Genomic DNA, 12,469 nt, shown 5'->3' on the forward strand with positions numbered 1-12,469 from the left:
GTAAAATACTAAATCCGAGGTTCCGCGATACGCGGACCGTATCGCCTGACATGGTCAAATGGGCAGCGCGAGCAGCGTCTGCACGCGGCTCGTGTCGAAGACGGCCCGCTTCTCGACGAACTTCCAGGCGTCACCGATTTTCTTGACGCGATCGATGTAGCGGCCGGTCTGATAAATCCGCGTCTCACCGTCGACGTTCGTGGAAAAGACGGCGTAATTGGCGGTAAAGGCCACGCCGTCTGCGTCCTCGGTGACGATCCGCAGTCCGGAGATGATGTGGCGGTACGTCGTGGGCGGGTAGATATTCGCGTTGCGCAGCGAGATGACGCGGTCCCGGAGCATCCGCTTGTTCTCGCACCGGATCAGCGGAGCCGGCAGGTCAAAGTCGACATTTTCCTTCGGGATGATCTCGTACAGGCAATCATCGACGAAAAAGTCCGGCCATGCCTCGAGATCGTCGTTGTCGATCGCATCAACATAGTGGTCAAGCAGCGCAAGGATCTGCATGCGCAATTCGATCGCGGCCATCATTGGCCATTCTCCATCGGAAGATCCATGATGTGGGCATATCCCTGCCAGAACGCCCGGATCATGTGCTCGGAGATGGTCGAGGATTCGTTTCCGTCGGCATCGCGCCCCATCTCGAGGATCGAGCAGGCGCCAGGAGAGGTCGCGGTTCCACGCTGAACCAATTCGGTCGCCTCGGTGTCTTCCATCGAGATGTAACCGGCGGGGCCGACAAGATTGGCCTGCTTGATACGCAGCGCCCGCAGTTCGGGCGTATCGTCTTCATATCCGAAGAAGTGGAAGATGAGCTCGAAATTGCCCGGCCCCTTCGGCAGCAATTGCCGGGCGCAAAGGACATTGTGGATTTGCTGAATGACGAGCTGCGGAAAGATGGCCTGAATCTGGTTGGTGGTCACCTCGTCATATTCTTTGACCAGGCCGAGAATCGAATCGTCCTCAAGCCGAAAGCCGTCCGCGAAGCTACGAATATTCTGCGCCTTGTAGGCATCGACCGCCTCATTGTCGTCGCCCTTGGCGGCGAAGAAGAGACTGCTTAGTCCGTCATCGTCGGGCTTCAGGGCGAGCTTGGCGCTGACCCTGTAGATATTGAACGTCGTGTGGAACAAGTGAAGCAGGCTGGCGTGATAGGCGTCTTTCACATTTTCGAAGTAAAGTTTCCAATTCGAGCTCGAATATTGTCTCGTGCAGCCGAGATACACGACAGGCTTGCCAAAAATTCTATCTATATAGGGCCGCATGATCGGGCCGAGATAATCGGCAAGCGGGACCGTCTTGTCGCTGAATGTGGCGAAGACCAGCCCTTTATAGCTCTCGACGCGCAGGGTCCGCAGGCCATGTTCCTTCGGTTGAAAATCCCGCGGCATCCCTGGCGCGCCTTTCAATCCTCTGCGGAAAGGGACGCCGATGAGATCGCCATTCGGCGAGTAGCTCCATTGGTGATAGACGCAGTCATGCGTCTTGGCGTTGCCACGAAGCTGCCGGCACACTTCTGCCCCGCGATGTGCGCAGCGGTTCACCCACGCCGCCAAGGCTCCGTCGTCGCAGCGGGTCATAACAACCGGCGTGTCGCCTACAAACGTCCGCTTGAAATCGTTCGGGTTGGGGATTTCCGCTTCGAGGCCGAGGAAACTCCAGGTTTCGCCGCGAAAGATACGCTCTTGCTCGCGCTGATATATTTCGTGACTGCTGAAGACGGCATAAGGAACTCGCGAGCCATCACTTCTGGGAAACGTAACATTCTCGACTTGCATAGCTTATGACCCTCAATGTTGTCTTGCCGAACGCGATTTGTCTGATTGCGTCAGGAGCACATGTCTAAGATGAGCCGCGCTTTATTCATGAATCGCGGTAGGCTGCACAAATGAGAGGATCATTTACCTGCAGGAGCAGGTCAAATATCTTCGGCGGATCGCTCCGATAGGTTGTACGTATGGCGGAGGACTCTTGCCTGACTGCCAGAGCTTCATTAGCCTCGTCCCCACAAGGAGGCGGGGTTTGGAGCTACGGCATATCAGATATTTTGTAGCGGTAGCTGAGGAACTGAACTTCAGCCGGGCGGCAACCCGCCTCAACATCTCGCAGCCGCCTTTGAGCCAGCAGATCGCCGCGCTGGAAGCAGAGTTGGGAGCGAAGCTACTCGTCCGAAACAGCCGCGGCGTTGAGCTCACCGCTGCCGGGCGGACGTTCCTGAAGCGTGCTCGCGAGATCCTCTCGCTCACACAGGAGGCGGTAGAAGAGACGCAATGGGCGGATCGCGGGTCTGCTGGCACCCTCTCGGTGGGCTATATGAGCTCGGTCATGCTGCTCAAGCTCGGAGCCTATTTGAAGCGTTTCTGTAGTGACGTGCCGTCAGCCGATTTGATCCTGGAACGCATGCCATCTGATCAACAGTATATGGCAGTCCTGCGCGGCGAATTGGACGTCGGTTTTGTCGACCTCGCCCTCGATCATGCGGAAATCACAGACGCGGACCGTCTCGACGTCAGACCCACGCTGGAAGAACATCTCTTGCTTTGCGTTTCTTGCGACCATCCGCTGGCTGAGCGCTCGCAGATCGCGGCCCGGGATCTCGAGGGCCTTCCTTTTGTCGCGCTCAGCCGGCACGGTTATTCGGCTTCCTATGAACGTCTTTGCCAGATTTGCGATGTGGCGGGCTTCCAACCGTTTATCCGCCAGCAAGTGGCAAGCATGCCGATCGCCATCGCCATGGCGGCGGCGGGTTATGCCGTCGCGCTCGTACCGGATCTGCGCGGCACACTCGCCGATCAGGGCGCAATCCGGCTGATCCCTCTTGAAGAAGATCCGCGCATCACCGTGTTCATGATTTCGCGACGGGATGATCAAATGCCGCTAGTCGAACGAATGCGCGAAATCTGCACGATCGGGCCACAGGTCGTCTGAATCTGTAGCGCTTAATCACACGTGCTCGGCATCGCGGTAGGATTGAATGGCTGGCGTGACGCGACTTCCGCGCTCGTTTTCTTGACAGTACGCCGGGGCCTTCAAAGACCCGGCCGGCTTATTGCATGAACCAGCCATGGCTGACGACGATCGACTGGCCAGTGAGCGCATTAGTGGGAAAGCCGGCGAGAAACACCGCCGTGCGAGCGACATCGTCGACGGTCGTGAATTCCCCGTCGACGGTCTCCTTCAACATCACCTTCTTGATGACGTCTTCTTCGCTGATCCCGAGTTCCTGCGCCTGCTCGGGTATCTGCTTTTCGACCAGGGGCGTGCGAACGAAGCCGGGGCAGATCACATTGGCGCGCACACCATGGGCCGCGCCTTCCTTGGCGACCACCTTGGCGAGGCCGATCAGCCCATGCTTAGCGGTAACATAGGGCGCCTTGAGCACCGAGGCTTCCTTCGAGTGGACCGAGCCCATGTAGATCACGCTGCCGCCGCCTTGCGCGTACATGTGTTTGAGGCATGCCCGGGTCGTCAGGAACGCCCCGTCGAGGTGGATCGCCAGCAGGCGCTTCCAGTCCGCGAACTTGAACTCGTCGAGCGGCGCCACGATCTGGATGCCGGCGTTGGACACGAGGATGTCGATGCGGCCGAAACGCTCGACGACTTTGGCGATCCCCGCCTCCACTTGATCCTCGTTGGCAACATCCATTTCGACCGCCATTGCGGCCTCACCGCTCGAATCGAGCGCTTCGGCTGCCGCCTGTGCTCTGGCAAGCTGCAGGTCGGCGATCACCACCTTCGCGCCGTTGCGAACGAATTCGAGGGCGATATCGTTGCCGATCCCGCTTGCCGCACCGGTAATGACGGCGACCTTGTCTGATAGCATCATGATGTTGCCTTCCTGCTTGGTTTTTTGCGCGGGGGAGTCCGAGCGACCGCAGCTTGAGCATCCGCCTGCGCCAGCCCCTGGAGGAGCGCATCGGCCCCCGAATGGGTCTTGCCCGGCGACGATGTGCCTGCGGCCGCTTCCGCATCCTTGATCTGTTCGAGCGCCGCGCTGGCCTTGGGCGTCGCCGTGACGCCCGCCTTGCTCGTCTGCGCGAGCGTCCGCTTCACCAGGGCATAGCCTTCGTCCTGCAGGTAGCGGATCGATTCATCGGAAAAATCATAGTCTCGCGAGGACGCCTCGCCGGGTCTGCGCGGACGCTGGAACCGGGTGATTTCATTGGCAAAGCCATCGCCCATCAACTGGATGTAGCGCGGATGGCGCATGATCTTGGCGCGATCGACCGGACCTATTCCCGACACGATGACATTGATCATACTGCGATAGGCATCCATCATCTCGCGCGTGCGCAGGTCGCTGCGAACGCGTTCTGAGTAGAGCACCTCATCACGGCGTGCGAGCACTTCGATCATGTTGCCGGGAAGCGGCGCCTCTCCTTCGAACAGATCGACGATGTAGACCTGCTTTCCATCCGGGCCGCAGCGGTCGAGTACCAGATCGAGCGGCGAATTGCTGACGATGCCGCCGTCCCAGTAGGGCGTACCGTTGACCATCGTCCAGGAGAAGCCGGGAGGCAGGCTCCCGCTCGCAAGAATATGATCGGGCGTGATATCATCGACATAGCTGTCGAAGACCTCCATCTGCGCCGTGGTCACGTTAACTGCACCCACCAGCAGCCGCACGGGACTGTTTTTCAGGCTCGGGAAATCGACATAGTCCGCGATCAGCTTTCGCATCGGAGAGGTGTCATAATAGCCCGTCCAGGGTGCCAGCAGATCAAATGGAGGCATCCAGATGGGTTTGAAGAATTTGGGAATACCAAAGGTGAGAATTTGGGCGGCCACAGCCGCGCGCCGCATCTCCTCAAATGGTAGTGGCGGCGCTACCACCGTTAGATCATTCCAAAAGGCGTGGAGCGCTTTGGAAGCATGGCGTGGATTGCCCGCCAAGATTGCGCCGTTCAACGCGCCGATCGACACTCCCGCGACGATATCGGGATAGACGTTCTCTTCTTCGAGCGCTCGGATGACACCGCATTCAAAGGCACCGAGCGCGCCGCCACCCTGAAGGATCAAGACGTTCTGCATCGGAATCTTGTCGAGTAGATAGGCGGGGTCGCCAAGCCGCTCTTTATAGCGCTCGATGTTCACGCGATACCGGATCAGTCCTTCTGCGACCCGGATTTCGCCTGGTGGCCGCCCCATCGAGAAAATCGCGCGCGGAACTTCGTCGCGGAGATAGAATAGCGTGTACGACCCGTCTTCCAGCTTGCCGCGACTGACCCATTCCGATGCACCTTCCGGAATTCCCAGCATGTCGAAGCCGAGTTCGCCCATCTCGCAAAAGAAATAGGACACCTCGTCGTATCGGCGGCGTTGCCCGAGCATGTTGCGGGCGGCGAGGCGACCCTGCCGAACGGCGTTATCCCAATGCTCGATATGCCGTCGGCACCTGAACACGGGATCGTAAAAGCGCGTGACGTCGCCCGCCGCGAAGACATCCGGCACATTCGACCGCAGCCTGTCGTCGACCGCAACGAACCCGTCGTCGAGCACTATCCCGCTATCATCGAGAAAATGCGTGGCCGGCTCGACGCCGATGCTGACAAGCACCATGTCGCAGGCCAGCTCTTTGCCTCCGACCGTGCGAACGCCGGTCACATGATCGTCGCCGAGCACTTCGCTCACCGTGTCGCCGAGCACGACCGTGGCGCCCTTGCTTTCGGCGTGGCGCTGGAAAAAGGCGGAGATTGGTTCGGACTCTACATGCGGCAGCACACGCTCACCGACATCGAGCATTGTCACCTCAAGCCCGAGTTCAAGGAGCGAGAGCGCGATTTCCATGCCAAGGAAACTGGTCCCCAGGATGACGGCTTTGCGGCCGGGCTTTGCCATTTCACGCACGGCATCGCATTCGGACTTGCGGCGCAGATAGCAGACACCCGCCTTATCGGCGCCCGGCACCCCAAGGCGGCGCGGGGCGGCGCCGGTGGCGATAAGCAGCTTGCCATATTCGATTTCGCTGCCGTCGCTCGTCCGAACTGTCTTCGCGGAAGGATCGACTCCCACGACATCCATGCCGAGGATGAGCTTGATGTTGTGCTGGCGGTAGTAGTCGACTGGGTGGACGAGAATATCGATATCGCTCGACGTGCCGACAAGATATTGCTTGGAAAGACGCGGCCGGTGATAGGGGGGAAATTCCTCCGCTGAGAGAATGCCGATCGTGCCGACCGCGCCTTCTCGCCGCAGGGTTTCCGCAGCGGTCGCGCTCGCCAGTCCGCCGCCGAGCAGCAAGAAGTCGAAAGCCTCAGGCGCCATGAGACTGCGCTCCGCTGGGGACATCACTACACACTGGCCACTGGCACGCGCATCTGCTGCGTGGACGGCCGTTCCACGGGTTCCCGCTCATGCCTGCTGCTGATCGGCCAGATAGTCATGGACGACCTCACCCAGGCCAAGCGTGAGATCGGCGATGAAATGCGTTGCCGAGATCACCTCGCGCACTGGCAACCGCGCGACGTCGGCAAGCGCGTGCGGATAGAGGTCAAGCGCGGCAGGACCGCTCCATGCGCCTTTGAGTTCGATATCCTCGAGATAATAGCGCACCAGCTCGCAGATGCGCGGTGTGCAGTCGACATGAGGCACCACCTTGAGCATGAAATTAGGCTGCTGCATGGCCGCCAGAACGGGTTCGTGGTCGAGGATGACGTGCTTGTAGCCCATTGAGCCGAGCGCGCAGAGCGCGCTGCCGTAGTGGAGCTTGCCGACGATCACGTCCGATTCGTGGGCGATCGAAGGCTTGGCCAGCTTCTTGGGAAAACCCCAGATCTCGCGGCCGCCGGCGATCGGCGCGTCGTCATCCAGATACATGGAATGGACAAAGCCGCCCGCGACGCCGTTGAAGCGCACGGGAATGACCTGGCCGGTTTCGGTGTAATCGCCAAAGCCCGTTGAATCGGGCATCCTGATGAATTCGTAATTCACGACTGGTTCGACGATTTCGAGGGGTTCGGGGACTACTTCGCGCAGCGCATCGGGATCGGTGCGGTATTTGATCACGATATATTCGCGATTGTAGAAGCGGTATGGCGGTCGCGGATAGGCAGGGTTGCAAACCGGCATCGCGAATGCGCGTTCCTTAACCTCATCGATGTTCATTAGGCGATGCTCCTGTGACTCGTCCCTGCGACAATCCCGTTATGGCGCGCACGCGAGACAATAGGTCGATACCGCGCAGCAAGTCAACCGAACCGTTCGGTTGACTTGCTGCGCTGCTCTGCCTAGTAGGCCCGAATCAGTCCCAATCAGGAGTGCAATCACTCATGGCTGCAGATGATCGCGATCGCCCGGACGAGCGGGACGAGCAAGTGACCGCCGAGGTCAAGCGTGGACGGGAGAAGCTGTCGCTTTCCTATAGCGCGCGAAAGCACAAGGCTGCGCGGCCCACGTCGTCCGCGATCCCCGACCGGAAGAAATGATCGCTCGACTTGCTAGGTGAAATGCGATGGCTGTGAGCCGCGCCTTTTGGCGTAGTGTTCGTCTCGGCCCTCGAGACCTGTCCTGGATGGCCCCAGGCTCGATCCTGCGAGCCATAGGACGCTTTTCGTCCGTGGCGGTCAGTGGACTCGTCCGTGACTACGAGTGATCAGATTAGCGGAAAATTCTCGATGCTCGCGCGCTCGATTGAGTAAGGTGAGCGCTGATTTTCTCCAGCTTGTACGATACGGAGTGTTTCTGCGCCTACCGTACTAGCGCCACCCCGATCCGCAGACGCGTGGTGCTCTTGTTGTAATCCAGCAGGTTTTCGCCATAGCCAACGAAGCTCTGTGCGAAGAGATAGAAATCGGGGCCGCCCCCCAGGAGCCGGGTCATCGGGTAAGACAAATCAGCGCCCAGCGACGCTTTGCCGCTCGAGAAATTGAATCGTGACGATGTGGTGAGCCGAAGCCCATTGTCTCTGCCGATCTGAACAACCAATCCTGTATTGCCGCGATACCGGCGTATATCAGGATTGTCGGAGCGGTCTCCGACATAAAGCCAGAAGCGGGGCGCTACGATTAGCCTCGCATCCCCGCCCAATGAGAATGCGCCCATCGGAGAGACGTAAATTCCGTTCACGCTGCGCGAGTCCGGTCCAGCCTTGCCATTCGACTCGTGGCGAATGCCAACCTGGCCACTGGCCGTCGCCTTTTGCGAGACTGTCATAGCTGGCGAGAGATAGAAAAGCTCAGGCTGGTAGTCGATATTGCGGAACGGTGAGGATTCCGCCTCCAGATCCCAGAACATGCGTTGGGTGTAAGCGAAGTAGAGGCCATCGGCCAAGGACGATGCGCCGTCCTGGCGCGCATGGCTCCCAAAGAGCTGATATTTGAAGCTAAGCTGGATGCGTGCATCGGTATTTGTACCGGGACCGTAGACAGCATAAATGGGCTCATATGCTGAGAGATTGCTGAGGAACGCATTACCTATCCCGCGGTCTGTCGGTGGCGGCGTCGGCGGTATGGGCGTTGGCGCAACGGAAGTCGCTGTCGCCATGTCTTCGGCAATGCCTTTAATGTTAGCCCTATGGGATGGGTTGCGGGTGTTGGCGACGATGGCGACGTGTTGATTGCTCCAGGCGGGAACCGAAAGAATCGCGGTGTCGGCGATTTGTGGCAGATCTACGCAGTATCGGGCTGAAGCGAAGCCGCGCGCAGCAATCGAAATCGAAGCCGGCGTCTGCGCGGCGCGGTCGAGCCAGACTCTGCGATTGTCATCGCGCATCACCAATTGAGCGGAAATGCGTTGGGGCAAATCGACGTTCTGCGTCTGATCGCCTGCATTGAGTATCCTGATCTCCACAATCGCGGTTCCGTCAACCAACCGGTCTCCGACACGCACCACGACGACCTCGAGAGGATTCTGGGCGTTTGCTGGAGCCGAGATGAGTGCCAGCGCGGCGAAACCAACATAATACATTTTCTTTACGCCCACGTCCGGCATCCCCAGTTTTTGCGATTGGTCAGTGGCAAACCAAACGGCCAACGACGACGCCTAAGATAACCGAACGGTTCGGTTGACTCGCCTTCCTGGAGAGCTTATGGCACCTTCTGTCAGAACAAAGGCGAACGCAATCATGGAACAAGATGCAGTGAAAAGAACCGAAGCGGGCTTTGAGCGAGAGGCTGACGCGAACTTTGAGAGGATGCACAAATTTGTCGACATGGCGATGCAGACGGGTCGCTCGTCACTGAATGCTGCCGGCGAAAAAAGTATTCAAGCCAGCAAGCTCGCCGTCGAAACGACCACCAAAACCCTCGCTTTTTCCCAGGCAGCCGCCGCCGAAACTGCAGAACACCTGATGCGAATGACGAAAACGCACGACCTCAAGGAAGCGACGCAGCTTCAGTCGGAATTCATTCGAGCGCGGCTCAACGCGTTCCAAGACTACCTCAAAGACATCAGTTCTGCGGCCGAAGCCATGCTTGGTGGCGCCGAACCGAAATAATCGGAATGTGTGGATGCATGCACCCTTCGAGTCGCAAACACTGGAGCATGCCAGCTTAGACGCCGTCAGAGATACAAGCATGATAAAAGCGGCGCGGAGAGGATGCCAAAATGGAGCTGCGAGCTGGTCCGGCTCCGTGCCTGGCCGAACACCCCCCTGATCTTATCATATATGCAGTGCGCTGGTGGTGCTCCGCGCGGTGCGAGAAGTTGGCTGTCCTTCCGCGACTAGTCCAAGTTTTGGCACCCTATTGCGGCGAAATGCTTGCGCCTGTTTTCGATGCATTGTTTTCCAGCTTTGAAGCCTGTCTTGGAAGGTCGATCCTTGAGGGGCGAAGACATTACTTGTCTTCTGACGAGCATGAATTGCTCGGGTTGATTGACAGTCCCAACTTGGCGATCGAGCGCTTTTCGAACTCGGGGACGGTCGAAATATTTTACACAGCCCTAGTTTCAGCGCGCGCCATGTGTGAGTTGGATCCTGCACACTGCCGTTCGTTTCGACTCGCCAACGGGAGCTTTGAGGCTCATAATCGAGTCATGTCTACGGCACATGACAGCGGCAATGTGCAAGCTTAGTCGATGGTCAGAAGCCCGACAAAAGCGGCGATGGAAACCAGCACGAGGAAACCGTTCACGGAAATGAAGAGCCATGCGGGCAGGCGCCGCATCGCCGGAGGAGGCCGAATGTCTGGCAACAGCTCTCTCCATACCGCGGTGACGAAGCAAAATCCGCCGAATAGAACGATCAGGCAACCGGTCGAGACGATCAACCAGTCTGCGACTACACCATCGAGCAGGGCGCGTGCGCCGATCCCGGACGCAAGTGCGGCAAGGCCTGTACGCATCCAAGCCGCGTAAGTCCGCTCGGCCGCGAGCACTGTTCTATCAGCGGCCAGTTCTGTACGGTGATCGGCGCTATCAACCTGTTCAACCGCGCTCGCTTTCATCACTCGCGCGCTATGCTCGAGTTTTGTGTGCGTCGTCTCAGCGCGGTGTTCGGCGGAATCAGTCATGCCGTCACAACGAAAAATCAGGCTTCGTGTTTCCCGATGGAAGGTTACCGAGCACAGTTGTTTTCGCACGTTCCAATAGGGCAGAGTCCCGATTCATAAGCCGCTTTGCCGCTGATAGGATCGCAGAAATATATCGACGGCCAGTGCGGCGTCCGCATCAATCTCATTCAAACTCACCGAGGATGTTAGCGCGAAAGCGGCGCGACGGTAGCATCGCGAGTGGCAAAGCGCGGCGAGCACTTCTGCCGCCTCGAGGGGATCGGCCTCCCGGAGGAGGCCTTTGGTCATGCCCGCCTTCAGCGCTTCGGCCAAAGCACTGTGGAGGCGTGCGGGCGCCTTCGAGTAAAAGAAGCAGCCGACGTCGGGGAAGCGCACGGCCTCTGCTGTCACAACGCGGCGTAACGCCAAGGCGTCGGGCGAAACGATGAGTTGGATCAGCCTCCGGCAGAACCTGAGCAAGCTAGGTTGGAGATCGTCTGCCAGGTCAAGATCCACGATGAGTTCGCGTCGGAATTTCGCGGCTTCATGCTCGATCACAGCCTTGAAGAGAGCTTCCTTGGAAGGAAAATAACGCCACAGCGTCCCTTTCGAGCCGCCCAGGTTTTCAGCGATTAGCGACATCGACGTCGCCGAATAACCCGAGGCCAGAAATTGCTTTCGGGCGATGTCGATTATGGCCTGGCGCCTTTTTATGTGGCGCAAGTCTCTGCGATTTCGCGCGTGTCCCGCTACCGCGATTTCATCGTGTCCTTTTGATAGTACCATGGTTTACGAACTATGGACTGCGAGCCAGCGCTTCGCCAGTGCGAACAGCTCTTGTCTCGGCCAACACAGAAATCGGTCTCGGTCGAATGTCGGCCTCGCGAGACCGAGCGGTACAACGGATGCCCACAGTGCATTGCTATGCGGCTCGCATTAGGCGCGGCTTCACCGTCTCGTTGAGTGTGAGCGACGGGCGGATTCGCTTCGAGCAGTGGATTGCGATTGCGCGCTCGTCACATCAATCTCCGGCTGAACCGACATGCCGACACGCAAGCTGGAGGCTAAAGGCTGGTCGGGAGTTAAACGGATTCTCACAGGCAGACGCTGCACGATCTTGGTAAAATTACCCGTGGCGTTGTGCGGCGGGACCGGTGAATAACTCACCCCACTCGCCGGTCCCAAGCTTTCGACCGTGCCGTTCAATACTTCTCCAGGAAAGGCATCGACCCTGATTTTCACCGTCTGCCCGACCCGCACACGCGCCAACTGCGTTTCCCGAAAGTTGGCAGCGATGTAGACGTCCTGCAGCGGAATGATCGCCAGAAGAGGTTTTCCTGCATTGACGAATGCTCCCACGCGGATTGCTTTCTGACCGACCGTCCCACCGATAGGCGCAACGATCTTTGTGTAAGAAAGCTGCAGTTCAGCAGTCGACTTTGCGGCTTGTGCCTGAGCCAGTTCTGCTCGGGCACGTTGGATATCTGCCTCAAGAAGGCTCACTTGCTGCCGCGCGGCCAACAGCCCGGCCTGGCTCCTATCCCGGCCTGCATGCTTGATGCTTAGCTCCGCTTCAGCTTGCTGTTTTGCTTGCTGCGTACCGGAACCATCTGCCGCCAAGTTACGATAACGCTCGGCGTTGGCCCTAGCGAGAGTGAGCGCCGCATTGTCAGCTACCAACGCCGCCTGCGCTTGGCGAATAACGCTTTGCTGCAACCCCAAGCTCGATTCCAGTTTATCAATATCCGCCTGCGCAGCAGCCACTCTTGCTCTGGCAGCCTCCAGGGCAACAACAAAATCACGATCATCAATCATCGCCAGCAAATCACCCGCTTCGACCCGCTGATTGTCGTCAACCAATACCTTGGCTACGACGCCCGATATTTGCGGTGCGACGACCGTAAAATCTGCCTGAACATAGGCATCGTTCGTGGACTGAGTTGATGAACTGGATTCCGGACGGTTGAGTAACAGGAACACGCCGATAGCTGCTACAGCCAGCAGAAAAGCGACAGCGATTTTGATTGGCTTTCGCGCCATTT

At 58.5% G+C, this 12,469-nt stretch carries 12 protein-coding genes; 3 read left to right on the forward strand and 9 right to left on the reverse strand.

The genetic code is table 11. The features are described from left to right. Window positions 1-54: 54 nt before the first annotated feature. The gene (locus KNJ79_RS21170; protein WP_317154187.1) at window positions 55-531 is read right to left on the reverse strand and encodes an aromatic-ring-hydroxylating dioxygenase subunit beta; all 477 of its coding nucleotides are present in this window, start codon (window positions 529-531) and stop codon (window positions 55-57) included. Continuing rightward, window positions 528-1,778 (reverse strand): anthranilate 1,2-dioxygenase large subunit AndAc, encoded by a 1,251-nt coding sequence (andAc, locus tag KNJ79_RS21175; RefSeq protein WP_317154188.1) that lies wholly within the window; start codon window positions 1,776-1,778, stop codon window positions 528-530. The genes KNJ79_RS21170 and andAc overlap by 4 nt, the downstream gene beginning before the upstream one ends. Before the next feature lie 244 nt (window positions 1,779-2,022). Here andAc and KNJ79_RS21180 point away from each other — a divergent pair, with 244 nt between their 5' ends. After that, window positions 2,023-2,928 carry a LysR family transcriptional regulator gene (locus tag KNJ79_RS21180; RefSeq protein WP_317154189.1) on the forward strand — a complete coding sequence of 302 codons (906 nt, stop codon included), beginning with the start codon at window positions 2,023-2,025 and terminating at the stop codon, window positions 2,926-2,928. A 118-nt stretch (window positions 2,929-3,046) separates the two neighbouring features. On the opposite strand, the gene KNJ79_RS21185 is transcribed toward KNJ79_RS21180, so the two are convergent. The 3 genes from KNJ79_RS21185 to KNJ79_RS21195 all read right to left on the reverse strand — a co-directional run bounded on the left by KNJ79_RS21185 (window position 3,047) and on the right by KNJ79_RS21195 (window position 7,104). Then, the gene (locus KNJ79_RS21185; protein WP_317154190.1) at window positions 3,047-3,826 is read right to left on the reverse strand and encodes a 3-hydroxybutyrate dehydrogenase; all 780 of its coding nucleotides are present in this window, start codon (window positions 3,824-3,826) and stop codon (window positions 3,047-3,049) included. Further along, window positions 3,823-6,264 (reverse strand): FAD-dependent oxidoreductase, encoded by a 2,442-nt coding sequence (locus tag KNJ79_RS21190; protein WP_317154191.1) that lies wholly within the window; start codon window positions 6,262-6,264, stop codon window positions 3,823-3,825. Before KNJ79_RS21190 ends, KNJ79_RS21185 begins: the two co-directional genes overlap by 4 nt. A gap of 87 nt (window positions 6,265-6,351) precedes the next feature. Further along, entirely contained in the window at window positions 6,352-7,104 is a 753-nt protein-coding gene (locus KNJ79_RS21195) for an acetoacetate decarboxylase (protein WP_317154192.1), read from the reverse strand. A gap of 164 nt (window positions 7,105-7,268) precedes the next feature. On the opposite strand from KNJ79_RS21195, the gene KNJ79_RS21200 reads away from it, so the two are divergent. After that, the gene (locus KNJ79_RS21200) at window positions 7,269-7,424 is read left to right on the forward strand and encodes a hypothetical protein (protein ID WP_021316571.1); all 156 of its coding nucleotides are present in this window, start codon (window positions 7,269-7,271) and stop codon (window positions 7,422-7,424) included. A gap of 262 nt (window positions 7,425-7,686) precedes the next feature. Here the strand turns inward: KNJ79_RS21200 and KNJ79_RS21205 are convergent, their stop codons facing one another. Further along, the gene (locus tag KNJ79_RS21205) at window positions 7,687-8,970 is read right to left on the reverse strand and encodes a phospholipase A (protein WP_317154193.1); all 1,284 of its coding nucleotides are present in this window, start codon (window positions 8,968-8,970) and stop codon (window positions 7,687-7,689) included. A 91-nt stretch (window positions 8,971-9,061) separates the two neighbouring features. Here KNJ79_RS21205 and KNJ79_RS21210 point away from each other — a divergent pair, with 91 nt between their 5' ends. Further along, window positions 9,062-9,433, forward strand: coding sequence for a phasin family protein (locus tag KNJ79_RS21210; protein WP_021316569.1), 372 nt, complete (start codon window positions 9,062-9,064; stop codon window positions 9,431-9,433). A gap of 574 nt (window positions 9,434-10,007) precedes the next feature. Here the strand turns inward: KNJ79_RS21210 and KNJ79_RS21215 are convergent. The 3 genes from KNJ79_RS21215 to KNJ79_RS21225 form a co-directional block, all read right to left on the reverse strand. Next, a complete protein-coding gene (locus tag KNJ79_RS21215) occupies window positions 10,008-10,448 on the reverse strand; it encodes a YidH family protein (protein WP_021316568.1) in 441 nt (146 codons plus the stop codon). Between the two features lie 93 nt (window positions 10,449-10,541). After that, a complete protein-coding gene (locus KNJ79_RS21220; protein ID WP_170935514.1) occupies window positions 10,542-11,150 on the reverse strand; it encodes a TetR/AcrR family transcriptional regulator in 609 nt (202 codons plus the stop codon). A gap of 225 nt (window positions 11,151-11,375) precedes the next feature. Further along, window positions 11,376-12,467, reverse strand: coding sequence for an HlyD family secretion protein (locus KNJ79_RS21225; RefSeq protein WP_317154194.1), 1,092 nt, complete (start codon window positions 12,465-12,467; stop codon window positions 11,376-11,378). Window positions 12,468-12,469: the final 2 nt, after the last annotated feature.

The organism is Sphingopyxis indica, from assembly GCF_032879645.1.
GTDB lineage: Bacteria > Pseudomonadota > Alphaproteobacteria > Sphingomonadales > Sphingomonadaceae > Sphingopyxis > Sphingopyxis indica.